The 20,157-nt window shown below is 69.6% G+C and carries 17 protein-coding genes and 1 riboswitch; of the genes, 12 read left to right on the top strand and 5 right to left on the bottom strand.

What is annotated here, in order from left to right; all coding sequences use genetic code 11:
* Positions 1-76 precede the first annotated feature (76 nt).
* On the top strand, positions 77-2,116 hold the full coding sequence (locus JOY88_RS10410; protein ID WP_293502217.1) for a M13 family metallopeptidase: 2,040 nt from the start codon (positions 77-79) through the stop codon (positions 2,114-2,116).
* 160 nt (positions 2,117-2,276) lie between these two features.
* Here the strand turns inward: JOY88_RS10410 and metK are convergent, their stop codons facing one another.
* Positions 2,277-3,458: a methionine adenosyltransferase gene (gene metK / locus JOY88_RS10405; protein ID WP_293502215.1), complete on the bottom strand. Its 1,182-nt coding sequence runs from the start codon at positions 3,456-3,458 to the stop codon at positions 2,277-2,279.
* Positions 3,459-3,596: 138 nt separating this feature from the next.
* On the opposite strand from metK, the gene JOY88_RS10400 reads away from it, so the two are divergent.
* The 8 genes from JOY88_RS10400 (at position 3,597) to cfa (ending at position 11,807) form a co-directional block, all read left to right on the top strand.
* A complete protein-coding gene (locus JOY88_RS10400) occupies positions 3,597-4,475 on the top strand; it encodes a lysophospholipid acyltransferase family protein (protein WP_293502213.1) in 879 nt (292 codons plus the stop codon).
* Entirely contained in the window at positions 4,472-5,371 is a 900-nt protein-coding gene (locus tag JOY88_RS10395; RefSeq protein ID WP_293502211.1) for an LpxL/LpxP family acyltransferase, read from the top strand. The genes JOY88_RS10400 and JOY88_RS10395 overlap by 4 nt, the downstream gene beginning before the upstream one ends.
* 7 nt (positions 5,372-5,378) lie before the next feature.
* Positions 5,379-6,215, top strand: coding sequence for a diaminopimelate epimerase (gene dapF, locus JOY88_RS10390; RefSeq protein WP_293502209.1), 837 nt, complete (start codon positions 5,379-5,381; stop codon positions 6,213-6,215).
* Complete coding sequence (locus JOY88_RS10385; protein WP_293502207.1) at positions 6,212-6,925, top strand: DUF484 family protein; 714 nt, start codon at positions 6,212-6,214, stop codon at positions 6,923-6,925. Before dapF ends, JOY88_RS10385 begins: the two co-directional genes overlap by 4 nt.
* Positions 6,918-7,850 carry a tyrosine recombinase XerC gene (locus JOY88_RS10380; protein WP_293502205.1) on the top strand — a complete coding sequence of 311 codons (933 nt, stop codon included), beginning with the start codon at positions 6,918-6,920 and terminating at the stop codon, positions 7,848-7,850. Before JOY88_RS10385 ends, JOY88_RS10380 begins: the two co-directional genes overlap by 8 nt.
* Entirely contained in the window at positions 7,847-9,379 is a 1,533-nt protein-coding gene (locus JOY88_RS10375) for a hypothetical protein (RefSeq protein ID WP_293502203.1), read from the top strand. Before JOY88_RS10380 ends, JOY88_RS10375 begins: the two co-directional genes overlap by 4 nt.
* Complete coding sequence (locus tag JOY88_RS10370; protein WP_293502201.1) at positions 9,376-10,557, top strand: class I SAM-dependent rRNA methyltransferase; 1,182 nt, start codon at positions 9,376-9,378, stop codon at positions 10,555-10,557. Before JOY88_RS10375 ends, JOY88_RS10370 begins: the two co-directional genes overlap by 4 nt.
* A gap of 95 nt (positions 10,558-10,652) precedes the next feature.
* Positions 10,653-11,807 (top strand): cyclopropane fatty acyl phospholipid synthase, encoded by a 1,155-nt coding sequence (cfa, locus tag JOY88_RS10365; RefSeq protein WP_293502199.1) that lies wholly within the window; start codon positions 10,653-10,655, stop codon positions 11,805-11,807.
* Positions 11,808-11,810: 3 nt separating this feature from the next.
* Here the strand turns inward: cfa and JOY88_RS10360 are convergent, their stop codons facing one another.
* A complete protein-coding gene (locus JOY88_RS10360; RefSeq protein WP_293502197.1) occupies positions 11,811-12,293 on the bottom strand; it encodes an Lrp/AsnC family transcriptional regulator in 483 nt (160 codons plus the stop codon).
* A 139-nt stretch (positions 12,294-12,432) separates the two neighbouring features.
* Here JOY88_RS10360 and glmS point away from each other — a divergent pair, with 139 nt between their 5' ends.
* Complete coding sequence (glmS, locus tag JOY88_RS10355) at positions 12,433-14,298, top strand: glutamine--fructose-6-phosphate transaminase (isomerizing) (protein ID WP_293502195.1); 1,866 nt, start codon at positions 12,433-12,435, stop codon at positions 14,296-14,298.
* 6 nt (positions 14,299-14,304) lie between these two features.
* On the opposite strand, the gene JOY88_RS10350 is transcribed toward glmS, so the two are convergent.
* The 3 genes from JOY88_RS10350 to JOY88_RS10340 form a co-directional block, all read right to left on the bottom strand.
* A complete protein-coding gene (locus JOY88_RS10350; protein WP_293502193.1) occupies positions 14,305-15,303 on the bottom strand; it encodes a TonB-dependent receptor in 999 nt (332 codons plus the stop codon).
* Positions 15,304-15,420: 117 nt separating this feature from the next.
* The gene (locus JOY88_RS10345; RefSeq protein WP_293502192.1) at positions 15,421-15,801 is read right to left on the bottom strand and encodes a DUF2946 domain-containing protein; all 381 of its coding nucleotides are present in this window, start codon (positions 15,799-15,801) and stop codon (positions 15,421-15,423) included.
* Positions 15,802-15,825: 24 nt separating this feature from the next.
* Complete coding sequence (locus tag JOY88_RS10340) at positions 15,826-16,830, bottom strand: LysR family transcriptional regulator (protein WP_293502290.1); 1,005 nt, start codon at positions 16,828-16,830, stop codon at positions 15,826-15,828.
* A gap of 44 nt (positions 16,831-16,874) precedes the next feature.
* Between JOY88_RS10340 and JOY88_RS10335 the strand changes: the two genes are divergently transcribed.
* A complete protein-coding gene (locus JOY88_RS10335) occupies positions 16,875-17,909 on the top strand; it encodes an alpha/beta fold hydrolase (protein ID WP_293502191.1) in 1,035 nt (344 codons plus the stop codon).
* Between the two features lie 62 nt (positions 17,910-17,971).
* Positions 17,972-18,093, top strand: a riboswitch (TPP riboswitch).
* 93 nt (positions 18,094-18,186) lie between these two features.
* On the top strand, positions 18,187-20,079 hold the full coding sequence (gene thiC / locus JOY88_RS10330; RefSeq protein WP_293502190.1) for a phosphomethylpyrimidine synthase ThiC: 1,893 nt from the start codon (positions 18,187-18,189) through the stop codon (positions 20,077-20,079).
* Positions 20,080-20,157: the final 78 nt, after the last annotated feature.

The raw sequence follows: 20,157 nt of genomic DNA, 5'->3' as shown, positions 1-20,157 counted from the left end.
GACTTTCGATACGCGCCGCCGAGGCCCTAAGGCGGCTATGGTGCGCGCTTCCCGCGAATTTCCGGAGTGCTTCGCCATGCCTTCACCGACCCGCCAATACCGGCACCTGCTCGCCCTGGCTGCCGCCGCCGCCCTGCACGGCGCCGCGCTCGCCCAGACCGCCGGCCTCAAGCCCGACGTCGACACCAGCGTCTCGCCCTGCGCCGACTTCAACGCCTATGTGAACGACCGCTGGGTCGCCGCCAATCCGCTGCCGGCCGACAAGACGCGCTGGGGCAGCTTCGACAAGCTCAGCGAGCAGAGCCGCGAAGCGCAGCGCAAGATCGTCGAGGCCGCCGACCAGGGCGCCGAGCACGCCAGGCCGGGCTCGATCGAGCAGAAGATCGGCTGGCTGTACCGCTCGGCCATGGATGAGTCGCGCATCGAGAAGCTCGGCGCCGAACCGATCAAGCCTGAGCTGAACAGCATTGCCGCCCTCCAGACCGAGGCCGACGTCGTCGCCTGGCTGCGCAAGATCCATGCAAACGGCCAATCCATTGGGTTTGCCTTTTATGCAGGCGCGGACTACAAGGACGCGCGTCGCCAGATCGGCTTCGCGCGCCAGGGCGGCCTGGGCCTGCCCACGCCTGATTACTACGGCAAGCCGGAATACGAAGCGGTGCGCAAGGCCTACGTCGCGCACATCGCCAAGCTGTTCGAATTGACCGGCGCGGCGCCCGACGCCGCCGCGGCCAAGGCCGACGCGGTGCTGGCTTTCGAGACCAAGCTCGCCGCGGCCTCGCTCTCGCGCGTCGAGTTGCGCAACCCGAAGAACCAGTACAACTTCGTCACCGTCGCCGAAGCCGACAAGGTCACGCCGCACTTCGAGTGGGCGGCCTATTTCAAGTCACAAGGCGTCAAGGTCGACAAGGGCTTCTCGCTTTCGCAGCCCAAGTTCTTCGCCGCGTTCGACGCGCAGCTGGCCGATGCGCCCGTGGCGCAATGGCGCGACTACCTGGCCTTCCACGTCATCGACGGCGCCTCGACCTATCTTTCCAAGGCCTTCGAGGACGAGAACTTCGCCTTCTACGACAAGCTGCTCAACGGTCAGCCCGAGATGTCGCCGCGCTGGAAGCGCGCGCTTGACGCCGTCAACGGCGCGATGGGCGAGGGGCTCGGCCAGCTCTACGTCAAGGACTACTTCCCGCCCGAGGCCAAGGCGCGCGCCCAGGAACTCGTCGTCAACGTGCGTGCCGCGCTCAAGGAGCGCCTCGAGAAGCTCGAGTGGATGAGCCCCGAGACCAAGCAGCGCGCGCTCGAGAAGTGGGCCACCTTCCTGCCCAAGATCGGCTATCCGGACAAGTGGCGCAACTGGGACGGCCTGAAGGTCAGCGGCGACGACTTCTACGGCGACATGCGCGCCGCCCGTGCGTTCAACCGCCACTACAGCCTCGCCAAGATCGGCAAGCCGACCGATCGCTACGAGTGGAGCATGACGCCGCAGACCGTCAACGCCTACTACAGCCCGTCGACGAACACGATCAACTTCCCGGCCGCGATCCTGCAGCCGCCGTTCTTCTACGCCAAGGGCGACAACGCCAGCAACTACGGCGGCATCGGCGCCGTCATCGGCCACGAGTCGCTGCACGGCTTCGACGACCAGGGCAGCCAGTTCGACGGCCAGGGCAACAACGCCAACTGGTGGACGACCGAGGACCGCGAACGCTTCGACCAGCGCGCCGCGCGCCTGGTGGCGCAGGCCGACGACTACGCGCCGCTGGCCGACCATCCGGACAAGCACGCCAACGGCAAGCTCACCCTCGGCGAGAACATCGCCGACCTCGGCGGCCTGAACGTCGCGCTCGATGCGCTGCTCAAGGCGGACGCTGGCAAGCCCGATCCGATGCTCGACGGCTTCTCGCGCGAGCAGCGCTTCTTCATGAACTTCGCCAGCGTCTGGGCCAGCAGCATCCGCGACCAGGCCCAGCTGCTGCGCCTGAACACCGACCCGCACGCGCCGAACGGTTTCCGCGCCACGGCCGCGCCGTCCAATATGCCGGCCTTTGCTCAGGCCTTCAGCTGCAAGGCTGGGGATCCGATGGTGCGGGCGGAGGACAAGCGGGTGGTGATCTGGTGATCGGCTGAATCCACGCAAAAGGGCCGCACGACGTGCGGCCCTTTTTGTTGGTGGCGGGTGGAAGGCTTTGTGGCATCGGCCGGCCCTTCGGGCCTTGACTTCGCTGGCGCGAAGTTAGCCTTTGCCGCAAGGCTGCCGGTCCGCTTCGCGGATGCTGGCCTTACAGGCCAGCCGCTGCACGCAGCGCGGCTGCCTTGTCCGTCCTCTCCCAGCTGAATTCGGGCTCCTCGCGCCCGAAATGCCCGTACGCCGCCGTCTTGGAGTAGATCGGACGCAGCAGATCCAGCATCTGGATGATGCCCTTGGGCCGCAGGTCGAAGTGCTCGTGCACCAGCGCGGCGATCTTCTCGTCGGAGATCACGCCCGTGCCTTCGGTGTAGACCGTCACGTTCATCGGACGCGCCACGCCGATGGCGTAGGCCACCTGGATCTGGCACTGGCGGGCCAGGCCGGCGGCGACGATGTTCTTGGCCACATAACGGGCTGCGTAAGCGGCAGAACGGTCGACCTTTGTCGGATCCTTGCCCGAGAACGCGCCGCCGCCGTGCGGGCAGGCGCCGCCGTAGGTGTCGACGATGATCTTGCGGCCCGTCAGGCCGCAGTCGCCCTGAGGGCCGCCGATGACGAAGCGGCCGGTCGGGTTGATCAGGTACTTTGTGTCGGCCGTCAGCCAATCCTTGGGCAGCACCGGCTTGATCAGTTCCTCACGGATGGCCTCGTAGAACTCGGGCGTCATCTTGTCGCCCAGGCTCATTTCCGGCGAATGCTGCGTGGAGAGCACCACCGTGTCGATCGAGTGCGGCTTGCCGTCCACGTAGCGCATCGTGACCTGGCTCTTGGCGTCCGGGCGCAGGAAGGGCAGGCGGCCGTCCTTGCGCAGCTGGGCCTGGCGCTCCACCAGACGGTGGGCGTAGTAGATCGGCGCGGGCATCAGCTCGGGCGTTTCGTCGCAGGCGTAGCCGAACATCAGGCCCTGGTCGCCGGCGCCGGTGTTGAGGTGGTCGTCCGACGCGTGGTCGACACCCTGGGCGATGTCATTGCTCTGCTTGTCGTAGGCGACGAGGACCGCGCAGCCCTTGTAGTCGATGCCGTATTCGGTGTTGTCGTAGCCGATGCGCTTGATCGTGTCGCGCGCGACCTGGATGTAGTCGACGTGGGCGTTGGTGGTGATTTCACCGGCCAGGACGACGAGGCCGGTGTTGCAAAGCGTCTCCGCCGCCACGCGCGAACGCGGGTCCTGTTCGAAGATTGCGTCGAGAATCGCGTCCGAGATCTGATCGGCCACCTTGTCGGGATGGCCCTCGGAGACGGACTCGGATGTGAAGAGGTAGTCGTTCGCCACTTTTAAACTCCAGAAAATTGATTCCAACGGCGTCTGCCGTTGCCTGGGAGTCTTCTCGGGCGCGGCGAACGCTTTAGCAGAATTTGTGAATCGCCCCGCAAGTTGTTCAGTAACTCGGCGATGGGCGCCATTATAGAAATGTCCCTGATCTTTCGTGTGCTCTCCCGGTGGCCACTGCGGCTTTTGCACGCCATCGGCGCCGTGCTGGGCTGGATCACCTTCCTCGCCTCGCCGACCTACCGCCAGCGCTTTCGCGCCAATGTCGTGACGGCCGGCCTGCCCTGGGCGGCCGCGCGCCCGGCCGTGGCCGGCGCCGGCCGCATGGTCGCCGAGCTGCCCTGGCTGTGGCTGCGCCCCGACGGCGAACTGCTCGGCAAGCGGCTGCGCTGGGAGGGCTTCGAGCGCCTCGAGCAGGCCGTCGCGGCCGGGAAGGGCGTGCTGCTGCTGACGCCGCACCTCGGTTGCTTCGAGATCTGCGCCCAGGCCTATGCCGAGACCTTCGGCGAGCGCGCGCCCATCACGGTGCTGTTCCGCCCCGCGCGCAAGGAATGGATCCGCGGCGTCGTCGACAGCTCGCGGGGGCGCCGCCATCTCGAAACCGCGCCGGCCAACCTCGCCGGCGTGCGCCAGATGATCCGCGCGCTGCGCGCCGGCCGCACCGTCGGCCTGCTGCCCGACCAGGTGCCGCCCGAGGGCCTCGGCGTCTGGTCGCCGTTCTTCGGCCGGCCGGCCTACACCATGACGCTCGCGCACCGGCTGATCCAGCAGACCGGCGCGACCCTGGTCCTGCTCTGGGGCGAGCGCCTGCCCAAGGGGCGGGGCTATGTCGTGCACGTGATGGAGCCGCCGGTGATCACGCCCGAGCTCGGGCCGGAGGCGGCCACCGCCGTGATCAACGCCGCCATGGAATCGCTGATCCTCAAGGCTCCGGGCCAGTACCTCTGGGGCTACCACCGCTACAAGAAGCCGCGCGGCCTGGACATTGGTGCCGCGCCGCCTGCCGAGGCGCGCTCGTGAAGGGCCGCGCCTCGCATTTCGGAGCGCGCGCGCTGATCGCGCTCCTGTGGCTGCTGCACTTCCTGCCGTTGCCTTTGCTGGCCTTGCTGGGCCAGGGCCTGGGCGCGCTGCTGTGGCACGCCGCGCGGCCGCGCCGTCGCATTGCGCTGCGCAACCTGGAGCTGTGCTTCCCCGAGCTCGACCCGGCCGCCCGCACCCGGCTGGCGCGCGAGCACTTCGGCTGGATGGGCCGCGCCATGCTGGAGCGCGGCCTGCTCTCGTTCGCCTCGGCGCGCCGGCTCAAGCGGCTCACGCACTACGTCGGCGACATCGAGCTCGCCTCGACGTCCGACAAGCCGGTGATGTGGCTGACGCCGCACTTCGCCGGCCTCGAGTGGGCCGGACCGCTCCTGATGCTCGAGCAAAGCTGCCCCGGCATCAGCATCTACCAGCGCCAGAGCAACCCCGTCTTCGACGAGGAGCTCAAGCGCTCGCGCTCGCGCTTCGGCCGCGTCGAGTTGGTGAGCCGCCATGACGGCATCCGCCAGGTGCTGCGCCGCATCCGCGAAGGCTGGGTGTTCATGAACCTGCCGGACATGGACTTCGGCCTCAAGGACGCGGCCTTCGTGCCCTTCTTCGGCGTGCCGGCGGCCACGCTGCTCGCGCCCGCGCGCATGGCAGCCAGCCTCGACATGGTCGTGCAGCCCATCATCGTGACCATCCTGCCGGGCGGGCGCGGCTACCAGGTCGAGGCCTGCGCACCGCTGCAGGGCTACCCGAGCGGCGATGCCGCGGCCGACGCCGCCTTCCTGAACCGCTGGCTCGAAGAGCGCATCCGCCGCAACCCGGCGCAGTACCTCTGGGTCCACAAGCGATTCAAGACGCGGCCCGAGGGCGTGCCCTCGGTCTACCGATAATGGCGCCATGAAGCTGTCCTTCACCAAGATGCAGGGCGCCGGCAACGACTTCGTCGTGCTGGACGCCACGCGCGCGCCGCTGGCCCTCGGCCCGGCGCAGCTGCGCCATCTGGGCGACCGCCGTTTCGGCGTGGGCTGCGACCAGATCCTCGTCATCGAGCCGGCGCGCAGCGCGGGCCTGGACTTCGCCTACCGCATCTTCAACGGCGCGAGCGGCGAGGAGGTCGAGCACTGCGGCAACGGCGCGCGCTGCTTCGTGCGCTACGTCGTCGACAAGGGCCTGACGAGCAAGCGCAGCATCGAGGTCGAGACCGTCAACCGCCGGCTGCTGCTGCGCCTGAACGACGACGGCCGCGTCAGCGTCGACATGGGTCCGCCGGATTTCGATCCGGCCAGCCTGCCGTTCGATCCCACCGGCCTCGTGCCGCGCCTGGCGGGCGAGCAGCCGCTCTGGACGATCGACGGCGCCGAGTTCGCAACCGTTTCCATGGGCAATCCGCATGCCGTGACGCTGGTCGACGACGTCGACACCGCGCCCGTGCTGGACTTGGGCCCGCGCATCGAGACGCACCCGCGCTTCCCGCGCCGCGTCAACGTCGGCTTCCTGCAGGTCGTCTCGCGCAAGGAGGCGCGCCTGCGCGTGTTCGAGCGCGACGCCGGCGAGACGCTGACCTGCGGCACCGGCACCTGCGCAGCGGTCGTCGCCGGCATCCGCATGGGCCTGCTGGACGCCGCCGTCGAGGTCCACACACGCGGCGGCGGCCTGAAAATCGAATGGTCGGGAGGCAGCGTCATCATGACCGGCCCGGCCGAAACTGTTTACGAGGGAGAGATCGAGCTGTGAGCCAATCCGAAGGCACCCAAGGCATCACCGAACAGGACATTGCCGATTTCCTGGCCAACACCCCCGGCTTCTTCGAGCGCCACGCCGAGCTGCTCGCCACCATCCAGCTCACGCATCCGCAAGGCCATCGCGCCGTGTCGCTGCAGGAGCGTCAGGCCGAGATGCTGCGCGCGCGCATCAAGGGCCTGGAGCAGAAGATCATGGAGATGATCCGCCACGGCCAGGAGAACGTCGGCATCGCCGACCGTCTGCACAGCTGGACGGTGGCGCTGATGCGCACGCCGGCCGCGGCCGACCTGCCCAAGGTGCTCACGCGCGAGCTGCGCCACCAGTTCATGATCCCGCAGGCCGGCCTGCGCCTGTGGGGCGTGGCGCCCGCGCATGCCGAGGCCGAGTTCGCCCAGGCCGTGAGCCCGGACGTCAAGAGCTTCGCGGCCAGCCTGACGCAGCCGTACTGCGGCATCAACTCCGGCTTCGAGGCCGCGCGCTGGCTCGGCGAGGCCGAGAGCGGCGGCACGGCGACCTCACTCGCCCTGATCCCGCTGACGCGCGAGGTCGAGGTCGACGGCGTGCGCCAGCAGCAGAGCTTCGGCCTGCTCGTGCTCGGCTCGCCCGACCCGACACGCTACACGGCCGAGATGGGCACCGAGTTCCTCGCACGCATCGGCGACATCGCCAGTGCCGCGCTGACGCGATTGCTCGATGCCTGAGGCCGGCGCGCCGCTGCCCGAGTTCGGCGCCGCCTGGCTCGAACAGCTGCGCGTCACACGGCGCCTCGCGCCGCGCACGCTGGCGCTCTACACCGGCGCGCTCGAACGCCTCGCCGCGCAGGCCGCGCGCGACGGTGCCGACCTGTTCAAGCTCGGCAGCCACCACCCGCGGCGCTGGGTCGCGCGGCTGCATGCCGAGGCCGACCTCTCGCCGCGCTCGATCGCCTTGCTGCTCTCGGCCTGGCGGGGCTTCTACCGCTGGCTCGGCCGCGAGGGCCGCGTCGTAAGCAACCCTTTCGACGGCCTGCGCGGTCCCAAGCCGGCCAAGCCGCTGCCCAAGGCGCTGTCGGTCGACGACGCCGTGCAACTGGCCAGTTACTCGGTGGAGGGCGCCGACGTGCGCAGCGAGCGGCTCGCGCACGCGCTCGTCGAGCTGCTCTACGGCGGCGGCCTGCGCGTCTCGGAGCTCACGGGCCTGGACGTGCAGGCCTCGCGCGAGGCGCTGGGCTGGATCGACCTCGACGCCGCCGAAGCGCATGTGCTCGGCAAGGGCAACAAGCGCCGCAGCGTGCCGCTCGGCGGGCCGGCCATCGCCGCGCTGAAAGCCTGGCTCGCGGTGCGCGAGGCGCGGCCGGAAGAGGCGGCGCTGTTCACCGGCGCACGCGGTGGGCGGCTTGGCGCGCCGCAGGTGCGCAAGCTGCTCAAGCAGCGCGCCATCGCCGCGGGCCTGCCGACGCACGTTCATCCGCACATGCTGCGCCACTCCTTCGCCTCGCACGTGCTGCAGTCCAGCGGCGATCTGCGCGCGGTGCAGGAGCTGCTCGGCCACGCGCACATCACGACGACCCAGGTCTATACGTCCCTGGACTACCAGCACCTGTCCAAGGTCTACGACGCGGCGCATCCGCGCGCCAGGAAGAAATGAAGAAGTCCACTCTCTGCGCGGCGCTCGCCGCCGTGTACGGCGCGGCGCTGCCCGCCGCGGCCTGGGCCGATGCCCCCGATGGCTCGCAGGCGCCCTTCGCACGCGTCGGCGCGTCGCAGCCGGCGGCCGTCGAAGCCAGCACGACGATGCTGCGTCTGCCGAATGGCCAGCGTGTCGGCCTGCTCGGCATGAACTACTACGTCGCCGTCACCGACGACTGGGGCTTCGGCCCGAGCGCCTACGGCGCCGCGCAGGGGCATTACGGCGGCCTCATCACCTTCGGCGCCACCGCGCAACGGCGCTGGCGCCTGAGCGACAACACGCACTTCGCGGCCAGCCTTTATGTCGGCGCGGGTGGCGGCCTGAGCTCGCAGCAGGTTCACTTCGGCGGCGGCCTGATGCTGCGGCCCGAGATCTCGATCCGTACCGAGGTGGGCGCCTGGTACGTGGGCACCTCGCTTTCCTATGTCAGCTTCCCCAGCGGCAATGTGCGCGGTGGTGGCCTCGGCGTGGTGGTCGGTCGGTCGCTGAACTTCAACGGCTTCCTGGCCGACGACGTCGACAAGCCCGGTCGCACGAGCGCGCGCACCGGCCTGGGCTTCGATGAAGTGACGCTCTTCGGCAGCATCTATTCGCCACGCGCCGGCTCGCTCAACCGCAGCGGCGAGCAGCAGACCGGCCACATGGGCGCGGCCGGGGCCGAATTGCGCCAGTACTTCGTGCCGGGCAGCTGGTGGGGCATCGAGGCCGCAGGCGCGGCACACGGCGGCGCCGATGGCTACATGCAGGGCATGGCGGTCGCTGGCCAGGACTGGGCCCTGGGTACGCCCAATCTGCGCGTGGGCGCCGAGCTCGGCCTGGGACTGGGCGGCGGCGGCAACGTCGATACCGGCAACGGCTGGCTCTGGCGCGCCGGGCCGACGCTGCGCTGGATCACGCCCTGGGGCGTGTCGGTGCAGATGGATGCCGGGCTGCTCGAGGCGATCTCGGGCCGTTTCTCGGTGAGCTTCGTGCGCGCAGGCCTGGCCTTGCCGCTGGACTTTGGCGCCATCGGCCGCGAGACCGACAGCGGCATCGTGCGCGAGCAGAGCATGAGCCTCGGTGTCGAACACCTGAGCCGCGTGCGCTTCAAGGACGGCAGCGTGGACGCGATCAGCCCCCTGGTCCTGACGATGGTGCACGAGTTGAGCCCCAGCTGGTATGGCGTCGCCCAGGCAGGCAGCGCGGCCTGGGGCCACGCCGGCGCGTACTCGATCGGCCTGTTCGGGCTGGGCGTGCAATCGCCTGTCTGGCAGCGCTGGCGCGTGGGTGCCGAGGCCCTCGTCGGCGCGGCCGGCGGCGGCGGCGTCGATGTCAGCGGCGGTGCCGTCGCGCAGGGCCAGATGTGGGCGCAATGGCAGGGCGAACGCTTGCGCTTGCGGGCCGGCGTCGGCCGCTGGCGCACGCTTCGCTCCGAGGCAAGCGACGGCCAGGCCTCGCCGCTCGTCGAGCTTTCACTGGGTTATGCCTACGGAGTGCTGGCGCGATGAAGACGATCAGGTTGCGCGCCGGCAAGGAGCGCTCGCTGCTCAAGCGCCATCCCTGGGTCTTCGAGAGCTCCGTGCACAAGGGCGGCGGCGACAGCGGCGAGACCGTGCGGGTCGAGTCGAGCGAAGGTGAGTTCCTCTGCTGGGCGGCGTTCAGCCCCGCTTCGCAGATCCGCCTGCGCGCCTGGAGCTTCGACGAGTCCGAGCGCATCGACGCCGCCTTCTTCGCGCGGCGCATCGAACGCGCCATCGCGCTGCGCGCGCGGCTCGCGATCGACTCCGACGCGGTGCGCCTGGTCCACGGCGAAGCCGATGGCCTGCCGGGCCTCGTGGTTGACCGCTATGGCGACACGCTCGTGGCGCAGTTCGGCGCGGCCGGCGTCGAGCGCTGGAAGAAACCGATCTGTGCGGCGTTGCTCGAGCAGACCGGGCTCACGCGCCTGTACGAGCGCTCCGACGCCAGCGTGCGCACGCTCGAAGGCCTGCCCGAGAGCACCGGCTGGCTGGCCGGCGAGGGCGCGACCGAGCTCACCATCCGCGAGCACGCATGGCGCCTCACGCTCGACGTCGCCGAGGGCCACAAGACCGGCTACTACCTCGACCAGCGCGACAACCGCCGCCGCTTCGCCGAGGTCGTGCGCCACTACGGCGCCAAGCGCGTGCTCAACTGCTTCTGCTACACGGGCGGCTTCTCGGTCGCGGCGCTGGCCGGCGGCGCGCAGGAGGTCACGAGCATCGATTCGTCGGCGCCGGCGCTGGCGCGCGCCAACGCGCATGTCGAGCTCAACGGCTTCGATGCGGCGCGCCACACCGCGCTCGACGCCGACGTGAACAAGGCGCTGCGCGAGTTCATCCGCGAAGGCCGGCGCTTCGACGCCATCGTGCTCGACCCGCCCAAGTACGCGCCGACGAGCGCGCACGCCGAACGCGCGGCGCGCGCCTACAAGGACATCAACCGCCTCGGCCTGCAGCTGCTCGAGCCGGGTGGCCTGCTGTTCACGTTCTCGTGCTCGGGCGGCATCAGTCCGGACCTGTTCCACAAGATCGTCGCCGGCGCGGGCCTCGATGCCGGCGTGGACGGGCCCATCCTCGAGCGCGTCGGCGCGGCGCCCGACCATCCACAGACCATCTGCTTCCCCGAGGGCGAGTACCTCAAGGGTCTCTTGCTGATGCGCGCCTGATGTCCGAGCGAAACGGTCTCCGAAGGTAAAACCGTTTGACGCCCGGACACGCGGCTTGGCAAAGTGGTGCCAAGACTTTCGTGTTCGGAGCAGTCATGAGTGTGGATCTGGTGGAGCCTGCCGGTCCACCGCCACACGATGCGGATTGGCAGGCTCTCGTTGACTTGCTGGCGCGGGCCGATGTGCGGCTCGACGGCGATCGCCCCTGGGATATGCGCGTGCATCACCATCCCGGCCTCGCGCGCCGCCTGTTCGGTGGCGCCTCGATGGCGCTCGGCGAGAGCTATATGGACGGCTGGTGGTCCGCCGAAGCGCCCGACCAGCTGCTCGAACGCCTGATCGCCGCGCGCCTCGCCGAGCAGCTGCACCCGCCGCAACTGCTCTGGCACCTGGCCAAGGCGCGCGTGTTCAACCTGCAGACGGCGCGGCGCGCCTGGCAGGTCGGCGAACAGCACTACGACCTCGGCAACGACTTCTACGCCGCCATGCTCGACGCGCGCATGGCCTACAGCTGCGGCTATTGGCAGCGCGGCGCGGCCAGCCTCGACGAGGCGCAGGAACACAAGCTCGACCTCGTCTGCCGCAAGCTCGGCCTGGAGCCCGGCATGCGCCTGCTCGACATCGGCTGCGGCTGGGGCAGCCTGATGAAGTTCGCGGCCGAGCGCTACGGCGTGCGCTGCGTCGGCGTGACGATCTCCGTCGAGCAGGCCGAGCTGGGCCGGCAACTGTGCGAAGGCCTGCCGGTCGAGTTCCGCCTGCAGGACTACCGCGAGCTCGACGAGCGCTTCGACCGCGTCGCCAGCATCGGCATGCTCGAGCACGTCGGCCACAAGAACCTGGACGCCTACATGGCGACGGCGCGCCGCTGCCTGGCGGACGACGGCCTGTTCCTGCTGCACAGCATCGGCCGCAACGACAGCAGCCACGGCACCGACCCGTGGATCCACCGCTACATCTTTCCCAACGGCGAGCTGCCCAGCATCGCGCGCATCGGCCAGGCCTGCGAGCCGCATTTCGTCGTCGAGGACCTGCACAACTTCGGCGCCGACTACGACCGCACGCTGATGTGCTGGCATGAGCGCTTCACCGCCGCCTGGCCGCGCTTCGAGGCCGAGCTCGGCGAGCGCTTCTTCCGCATGTGGAGCTACTACCTGCTGTGCAGCGCCGCGGCCTTCCGCGCGCGCGACATCCAGCTCTGGCAATGGGTGCTCTCGCCGCGCGGCGTGCGCGGCGGCTATCGGCGCCCCTAGTGCTCAAGCCTTGGGCAGCACGAGCCGCGGCGCGAACTTGGCGCGCTTGACGGCGAAATAGCTCTTCACGTTGCGCACATTGGCCTGCTGGGTGAACAGGCGCTGCGCTGCTTCAGCGTAGGCCGTCATGTCGGCCGCGTGGACCATCAGCACGAAGTCCGGTCCGGGCGAGACGCGCCAGCACTGCTGCACCTCGGGTGCATCCAGCACATGCTGCTCGAAGGCGTCGAGGTGCTCGGCGCCCTGGCGATCCAGCGTCACCTCCACGATGGCCGACAGCCCCGCGCCGAGCTTGTCGGGCGAGAGCAGGGCGACGCGCCGCTCGATCAGCCCGGCCTCGGTCAGCCGCTTGACGCGGCGCAGGCAGGTGGCCGGCGAAACGTGGGCGCGCGCCGCCAGTTCCTGGTTGGTGGAGGACGCATCCTCCTGCAGCAGGTCCAGCAGGCGCAGGTCCGTTGCGTCGAGTTCATTGGATGATTCACTCATTTATGAAGCATAGATGCAGGGAAATTTCATCAAATGATGAAGTAGAAATTATCAATCAAATGATGAAATATTTTGCAAGCAAATTGCCAATCGCGCTGCCTAGCATCCACCCATTCGAAATCCCGCAGGGAGTCCCAGCATGTGTGGCATCGTCGGCGCCGTCAGTCAGCGCAACATCGTTCCGGTCCTGATCGAAGGCCTCAAGCGCCTTGAGTACCGCGGCTACGACTCCTGCGGCGTCGCGGTCCACCAGGGCGGCGGCCTCAAGCGCGCGCGCAGCACCTCGCGCGTGGCCGAGCTGCTCTCGCTGACGGCCGAGGACGGCATCGCCGCCGGCACCGGCATCGCCCATACGCGCTGGGCCACGCACGGCGCGCCGGCCGTGCACAACGCGCACCCGCACTTCTCCACCGGTCCCGGTAGCGTGGCGGATGCGCCCGGCCGCATCGCCTTGGTCCACAACGGCATCATCGAGAACCACGACGAGCTGCGCGCCGAACTGAAGGCACGTGGCTACGTGTTCACGAGCCAGACCGACACCGAGGTCATCGCCCACCTGATCGACCACCACTACGACGGCGACCTGCTCGAAGCCGTGCAGCAGGCGCTGCCGCGCCTCAAGGGCGCCTACGCCGTGGCCGTGTTCTGCCGCGACGAGCCGCAGCGCGTCGTCGCCGCGCGCGAAGGCTCGCCGCTGGTGCTCGGCGTGGGCGAGGACGGCACCGAGCACTTCGTCGCCTCCGACGCGCTGGCCCTGGCCGGCGTGACGGACCGCATCGTCTACCTCGAAGAAGGCGACGTCGTCGACCTCCAGCCCGGCCGCTACTGGATCAGCCACCTGTCAGCCGAACGCGGCCGTTACGAGCCGGTCGAGCGCGAAGTCCGCGTCGTGCAGGCGCACAGTGGCGCCGTCGAGCTCGGGCCCTACCGCCACTACATGCAGAAGGAAATCTTCGAGCAGCCCGTGGCCATCGCCAACACGCTCGACGCCGTCAACGCCATCAGCCCCGAGATCTTCGGCGACGGCGCCTACCGCGTCTTCAAGGACGTCGACAAGGTCCTGATCCTCGCCTGCGGCACCAGCTACTACGCCGGCCTCACCGCCAAGTACTGGCTCGAATCGATCGCCAAGATCCCCACCAGCATCGAGATCGCCAGCGAATACCGCTACCGCGACAGCGTGCCCAACGCCCGCACGCTCGTCGTCACGATCAGCCAGAGCGGCGAGACGGCCGACACCCTGGCCGCGCTCAAGCACGCGCGCAGCCTCGGCATGCTGCACACGCTGACGGTCTGCAACGTCGCCACCAGCGCCATGGTGCGCGAATGCGCGCACGCCTTCATCACGCGCGCCGGCGCCGAGATCGGCGTCGCCTCGACCAAGGCCTTCACCACGCAGCTCGTCGGCCTCTTCCTGCTCACGCTCGCACTTGCGCAGACGCGCGGCCAGCTCTCGCCCGAGCAGGAAGCCGACTACCTCAAGGCCCTGCGCCACCTGCCCGTGGCCGTGCAGGCCGTGCTCGCGCTCGAGCCGCAGGTCATGGCCTGGAGCGAGGAATTCGCGCGCAAGGAAAACGCGCTCTTCCTCGGCCGCGGCCTGCACTACCCGATCGCGCTCGAAGGCGCGCTCAAGCTCAAGGAAATCAGCTACATCCACGCCGAGGCCTACCCGGCCGGCGAACTCAAGCACGGCCCGCTCGCGCTCGTCACCGCCGAAATGCCGGTGGTCACCGTCGCACCGAACGACGCGCTGCTCGAAAAGCTCAAGAGCAATATGCAGGAAGTCCGCGCGCGCGGCGGCCAGCTCTTTGTGTTTGCCGATGCCGACACGCACATCGAAAGCGAAGCCGGCGTGCATGTCATCCGGATGCCGGAGCATTACGGCGCCTTGAGCCCCATCCTGCACGTGGTGCCGCTGCAGCTGCTGGCGTATCACACGGCGTGTGCGCGGGGAACGGATGTGGACAAGCCGAGAAACCTGGCGAAGAGTGTGACGGTGGAGTGAGCGGCCTCAGAACGCGTAGCGCGCCCCCAGCGAAAAGATAGACCGCGGCGTCAGCTGAACCCCATTGACGCGCTGATACACCGGCACCTGCACGTTGGCATACGTGCTCAGGCCACCCGTCACCGGCACCATGCCGCCCAGCGTCAGGTAGACCAGCGTGCCGCCGGTGGCGAAGGTGTCGGCCGCGGAGCCCGAGTCGCGCTTGGCGATGCGCAGGTTCAGCTGCGCGCTCGGCACAAAGCCTTCGATGCCTACGTAGCGCGCGCCGACGCTCAGGCTCAGGTTGTCGCCCGGCTTGTACGTGCCGCCGGCCATCGTCGAGTGCTCGAGTGCGGCCTGCACCGTCGCCTGGCCGAAGTAGCCCCAGTCCTCGTGGCCCTCGAAGGCGCCGAAGCCGTAGACGCCGAGGATGAGGTCGGTCGTGCCGGTGCCGCGCTGCAGGCCCGGGTCGACGATGCTCACGCCATCGTTGCCGAGCTGGTTCTTGCTGCCCGTGGGCAGCTTCAGGCCGAACTGCACGCCGAGGTCGTGCGCGTCGCGAAAGCCGAAATAGCGCCCGACCACGCGCACGTCGCCGAGGCCCGTGCCCGACGAGGTGTAGGCGCCGTTGTCCGGGTCGAAATCGACGCCATCGCTGCCCGTGCCCAGCGTCGCGTGGCGGCGGTCGATGACGGGCACCGCCACGCTCACGCCCCAGGTCTTGCCGTCGTTGTAGTCGGCCGTAAGGGTCAGGTAGCGGTTCTTTGTGTAGAGCTCGACCTCGGCCGGATCGCCGGTCTGGGTGTTGGTCAGGCCCGCAGCCCGCGTTGGCGCAATCGAGTGGGTACCCATCCACAGGCGGTTCTGGTCGAGCCAGTCGATGCGGGCGTCGAGCGCCCAGCCGGCGGCCGACGAGACGCCCTGGGCGTCCCAGTCGGTGTTGATGCTGCAGCCGCAGCTGGCGCAGGCCAGGGCGGACGAGCTGGCGAAGGCGGCGAGCGCGGCCGCGATAAAGGTCTTGTTCATACGGGTTCCTGAGCTTGCACGCATCGCTCGCCGTTTGCGGCAATGTCCTTGCGTGCAGATGCAATACGAGGCCGCCCATCCGGCGGCCGACGACATCGAGGACTCGCCAGGCGAGTCTCAGCTCAAGCTGGGCGGCGCGCGCGCCTGCGCGCTGCGCCAGGCGTAAAGCAGCCGCGGTGCGGCGAGGAAGGCGCGCGGCAGCTCGAAGCGCACGGGTGCCGGCACAAGCGCCAGCGCGGCGGGCGGCATGCCCAGCGCGCCCGCGCCCAGGGCGCAGTACGGGCAGTGGTCGAAGAGCTGCGCATGGGCCGGAGCCGCTGGCTGGTCGGGCGTGCCGTTGTCGACCTTGACCCAGCGCGAGCCGACCGCGCCGCAGATTTCCTGCCAGCCCGTGTTGGCATCGAAGGCCTGCGCCAGCAGCGGCGCCATGGTCATTGCCATGACGGCCCAGATCACCAGCCAGGTGGTGATGCGTCGGGTGCCGTGCCGCAGTTGCATGGCGCGGGATTCTAGGGCGTTCGCTCAGCCGGCCCGAAAGCGCGCAAAGACGCGGCGAAGCTCCGCCAGCAGGTGGGCGCCGGCCGCCGTCAAGGGCCGCTCCTTGCGAACGATGAGTCGCACCTTGGCGTTGCGGCACACCGGATACGCCAGGTCCCAGCTGCGCAGATCGCTCGATTGCAGATCGGCCGCGAGCGCCAGGCCCGCGCCCATGAAGGTGATGCCGTCGGTCGCCTGGACGAAGCGCCGCAGCGCCGCGACGGAATTGCTGCGAAAGCTCGCCGGCAGGCTCAGGTGCTCGGCGTAGGACAGCGCCTCGAGCAGTTGCGCGGCACCGTAGTTCGACGGCATCAGGCCGAGCGGGTAGGGCAGCACGTCCGCGAGCCGCAAGGGCCCGGGCGTCTTCGCCAGCGGGTGGCCGGCGCGCGCCAGCACCTTCAGCGGGGCCGGCGCGCTGGCCACGAACTGCAGGTCCTTGTGCGCCTGCGGGTTGTAGGCCACGCCGATGTGGGCGCGGTCTTCGGCGATCGCCGAGATCAGTTCGTTGACGGGCAGGGCGTCGATCGACACCGAGACCTGCGGATGCGCCGCGCAGAACGGCGCGACGACCTGGGCCAGCAGGCTGTCGATGAAGCCCTCGCTCGCGACGATGCGCACGGAGCCGGCGCTGATCGACTTGAGCGACTGCAGCTGCCCGGCCAGCCGCTCCTGGTGCGCCTGGCAGCCGCGCCAGTAGTCGAGCAGATGGGCGGCGGCCTCGGTCGGGCGCATGCCGCGGGCGCGGCGTTCGAACAGCGTCACGCCGAGCTCTTCTTCGAGCAGCGCGACCTGCCGCGTGATCACCGAGGGCGCGGTGTTGAGCGCGTCCGATGCGCCGCGGATCGAGCCGGTCTCGAGGACTTCGCGGAAATAGCGCAGGCGCTTCTGGTTGATGTCGCGCATCGTCGTGCCTTTGATCTTGTGTTGCCCATCAGGCAACAAAAACGATAGCAGATTGCTCTTGGTCGAACGATGGCGCGACCGGATCATGGCGTCCACACAGCAGGCATTTCGGCCCGCCAGGAGGGACTCAGATGGACTCGAACGCACTCAAGAGCCGCCGCGGCTTTCTTGCCGGCAGCGCCACGGCAATGGCCGGCCTCTCGCTCGGCGGCCTGATGATGGGCAAGGCGTGGGCGGACAGCGGCACCGGCGGCTTCGCCATCGCAGCGGCCTTCGGCGCGCTCAAGACCATCGACGCCGGTGACCTGCGCGTCGCCTACGCCGAGCTCGGGCCGGCCGACGGGCCGGCCGTGATCCTGCTGCACGGCTGGCCCTACGACATCCATGCTTTCGTCGACGTTGCGCCGCGCCTCGCAGCGGCAGGCTGCCGCGTGATCGTTCCCTATCTGCGCGGCTACGGCGCGACGCGCTTCCTGTCGGCCGAGACGCCGCGCAACGGCCAGCAGGGCGCCGTCGCGCTGGACATCCTCGCGCTGATGGACGCCCTGCACATCGAGCAGGCAAGCATCGGCGCCTTCGACTGGGGCGCGCGCACGGGCTGCATCCTCGCGGCGCTGTGGCCCGAGCGCATTCGCGGCCTGGTGTCGGTGAGCGGCTATCTGATCGGCAATCCGAAGGCCAACGCGAAGTCGGGCCCGGCCGCGGCGGAGTTCGCGTGGTGGTACCAGTCCTATCTGTGCACCGATCGCGGCCGCGATGGCTATGCCGCCGATCCGGTCGGCTTCAACCGCTTCATCTGGCAGCAGGCCTCGCCGCGCTGGCAGTTCGACGACGCCACCTACCTGCGCAGCGCGCGCGCCTTCGACAACCCCGACCACGCCGCGGTCGTCGTCCACAACTACCGCTGGCGCGTCGGCCTCGCGGCGGGCGAAGCGCGCTTCGACGCGATCGAGGCACGGCTTGCCACGGCGCCGGCCATCACCGTCCCGACGATCACGATGGAAGGCGATGCCAACGGCGCGCCGCATCCGGCGCCCGCGGCCTACCGCGCCAAGTTCACCGGCAAGTACCAGCATCGCCAGCTCGACGGCGGCATCGGGCACAACCTCCCGCAGGAGGCGCCGGCGGCGTTCGCGCAGGCCGTGCTCGACGTGACGCGTCTTTGATCCGGCGCACGGCCCGTTGCGCAGCCGCCTGGGCCGGCGCGCGCGCTCAGCCGCTATAGTCGCGCCCAGCTCCGGGGAGCCCTGACGTGCAATTCCTGCACCGGGCTGAGACGTGGTGGAAGCCACGGACCCGCTGAACTTGATCCGGTTCGTACCGGCGTAAGGAGAAGCTGCCGTGTCGCGTGCCCCCGGATCATTCCGCCTGCGCCTTCACGCCGCCCGCCACGCCAGCCCTGCCGCTTCACGCTCAGCCTCCGGTGCCCCACCGGAGAACCGCATGAGCACCGAAGCCCGACCCGACCCCATCGCCGCGCCCGAAGACCTCGCGCGCCGCCTCGACGCCAGCCGCGCCCCGCTGCCGGCCTCGCGCAAGACCTACGAGACCGGCCGCCTGCACGCCGGCCTGCGCGTGCCGCTGCGCGAGATCGCCTTGAGCAATGGCGAGCGCGTGAGCGTCTACGACAGCTCCGGCCCCTACACCGATCCCGACTGCGCCATCGACGTGCGGCGCGGCCTGCCGGCACCGCGCGCCGAGTGGATCGCGGCGCGTGGCGACACCGAGGCCTACGCCGGCCGCGGCCTCCAGCTGCCGGACGACGGCCTGCGCGAAGCCGCCCAGCAGGCCGCCTTGCGCGGGCAAAGCGAGGGCCTGCAGCGCACGCCGCGCCGCGCGCGCGCCGGCGCCAATGTCACGCAGCTGCACTACGCGCGCCGCGGCATCGTCACCGCCGAGATGGAGTTCGCGGCCATCCGCGAGAACGGCCGCCGCGCCTGGATGGCCGAGTACCTGCAGGACTCCGAGCGCGAACAGCGCCTGGCCGGCGACAGCCAGGGCGCGCAGCTGCCGGCGCAGATCACGCCCGAGTTCGTGCGCGACGAGATCGCGCGCGGCCGCGCCATCCTGCCGGCCAACATCAACCACCCGGAGCTCGAGCCGATGGTCATCGGCCGCAACTTCCGCGTGAAGGTCAACGCCAACATCGGCAACTCGGCGCTCGGTTCCAGCATCGACGAGGAAGTCGAAAAACTCGTGTGGGCGACGCGCTGGGGCGCCGACACCGTGATGGACCTCAGCACCGGCCGCAACATCCACACGACGCGCGACTGGATCCTGCGCAACAGCCCGGTGCCCATCGGCACCGTGCCGATCTACCAGGCGCTCGAGAAGGTCGGCGGCGTGGCCGAGGCGCTGAGCTGGCCGCTGTTCCGCGACACGCTGATCGAGCAGGCGGAGCAGGGCGTCGACTACTTCACCATCCACGCCGGCGTGCGCCTGCCCTTCGTGCCGCTGACCGCGCGCCGCCGCACCGGCATCGTCTCGCGCGGCGGCGCCATCCTGGCCAAGTGGTGCATCGCCCACCACCGCGAGAACTTCCTGTACACGCACTTCGAAGAGATCTGCGAAATCATGAAGGCCTACGACGCGAGCTTCTCGCTCGGCGACGGGCTGCGCCCCGGCAGCCTGGCCGACGCCAACGACGAGGCGCAGTTCGCGGAGCTGCGCACGCTCGGCGAGCTGACCAAGATCGCGTGGAAGCACGACGTGCAGACCATGGTCGAAGGCCCCGGCCACGTGCCGCTGCACATGATCCAGGCCAACATGACCGAGCAGCTCAAGCACTGCGACGAAGCGCCGTTCTACACGCTCGGCCCGCTCACGACCGACATCGCGCCCGGCTACGACCACATCACCAGCGGCATCGGCGCGGCGCTGATCGCGTGGTTCGGCTGCGCCATGCTCTGCTACGTCACGCCCAAGGAGCACCTCGGCCTGCCCGACCGCGAGGACGTCAAGCAGGGCCTGATGGCCTACAAGATAGCCGCCCACGCGGCCGACGTGGCCAAGGGCCATCCGGGCGCGCGCGCCCGCGACGACGCGCTTTCAAAGGCACGCTTCGAGTTCCGCTGGGAAGACCAGTTCAACCTCGGCCTGGACCCTGACACCGCGCGCGCCTTCCACGACGCCACCCTGCCCAAGGACAGCGCCAAGGTCGCGCATTTTTGCTCGATGTGCGGCCCCAAGTTCTGCTCGATGAAGATCACGCAGGACGTGCAGGCCTATGCCGCGCAACAGCAGGGCATGGCGGGCAAGAGTGCGGAGTTCCGCGCGGGCGGCGGGCAGCTCTACGTGCCGATCCGCGCCAGCGCCGACCAGCCCGCCGGCCGCTGAGGCGATATGGCACGCATCGCGATCGCCGGCGCTGGCCTGGCCGGCCGACTGATGGCCTGGGCGCTGGCCGAGGCAGGG

It is taken from the genome of Roseateles sp., assembly GCF_019237615.1.
In the GTDB taxonomy this organism is placed as follows: domain Bacteria; phylum Pseudomonadota; class Gammaproteobacteria; order Burkholderiales; family Burkholderiaceae_C; genus Pelomonas.
The sequence above is the reverse complement of the archived record's forward strand: the minus strand, read 5'-3'. Positions and strand labels throughout refer to the sequence as shown.

Bases quoted from the DNA above. Each gene is read 5' to 3' on its own strand.
- thiC (WP_293502190.1), top strand. From the start codon at position 18,187: ATGAGCACCGAAGCCCGACCCGACCCCATCGCCGCGCCCGAAGACCTC.
- JOY88_RS10360 (WP_293502197.1), bottom strand. From the start codon at position 12,293: ATGAGTGAATCATCCAATGAACTCGACGCAACGGACCTGCGCCTGCTG.
- glmS (WP_293502195.1), top strand. From the start codon at position 12,433: ATGTGTGGCATCGTCGGCGCCGTCAGTCAGCGCAACATCGTTCCGGTC.
- JOY88_RS10340 (WP_293502290.1), bottom strand. From the start codon at position 16,830: ATGATCCGGTCGCGCCATCGTTCGACCAAGAGCAATCTGCTATCGTTT.
- cfa (WP_293502199.1), top strand. From the start codon at position 10,653: ATGAGTGTGGATCTGGTGGAGCCTGCCGGTCCACCGCCACACGATGCG.
- JOY88_RS10350 (WP_293502193.1), bottom strand. From the start codon at position 15,303: ATGAACAAGACCTTTATCGCGGCCGCGCTCGCCGCCTTCGCCAGCTCG.
- JOY88_RS10410 (WP_293502217.1), top strand. From the start codon at position 77: ATGCCTTCACCGACCCGCCAATACCGGCACCTGCTCGCCCTGGCTGCC.
- JOY88_RS10335 (WP_293502191.1), top strand. From the start codon at position 16,875: ATGGACTCGAACGCACTCAAGAGCCGCCGCGGCTTTCTTGCCGGCAGC.
- JOY88_RS10375 (WP_293502203.1), top strand. From the start codon at position 7,847: ATGAAGAAGTCCACTCTCTGCGCGGCGCTCGCCGCCGTGTACGGCGCG.
- dapF (WP_293502209.1), top strand. From the start codon at position 5,379: ATGAAGCTGTCCTTCACCAAGATGCAGGGCGCCGGCAACGACTTCGTC.
- JOY88_RS10345 (WP_293502192.1), bottom strand. From the start codon at position 15,801: ATGCAACTGCGGCACGGCACCCGACGCATCACCACCTGGCTGGTGATC.
- JOY88_RS10370 (WP_293502201.1), top strand. From the start codon at position 9,376: ATGAAGACGATCAGGTTGCGCGCCGGCAAGGAGCGCTCGCTGCTCAAG.
- JOY88_RS10400 (WP_293502213.1), top strand. From the start codon at position 3,597: ATGTCCCTGATCTTTCGTGTGCTCTCCCGGTGGCCACTGCGGCTTTTG.
- JOY88_RS10380 (WP_293502205.1), top strand. From the start codon at position 6,918: ATGCCTGAGGCCGGCGCGCCGCTGCCCGAGTTCGGCGCCGCCTGGCTC.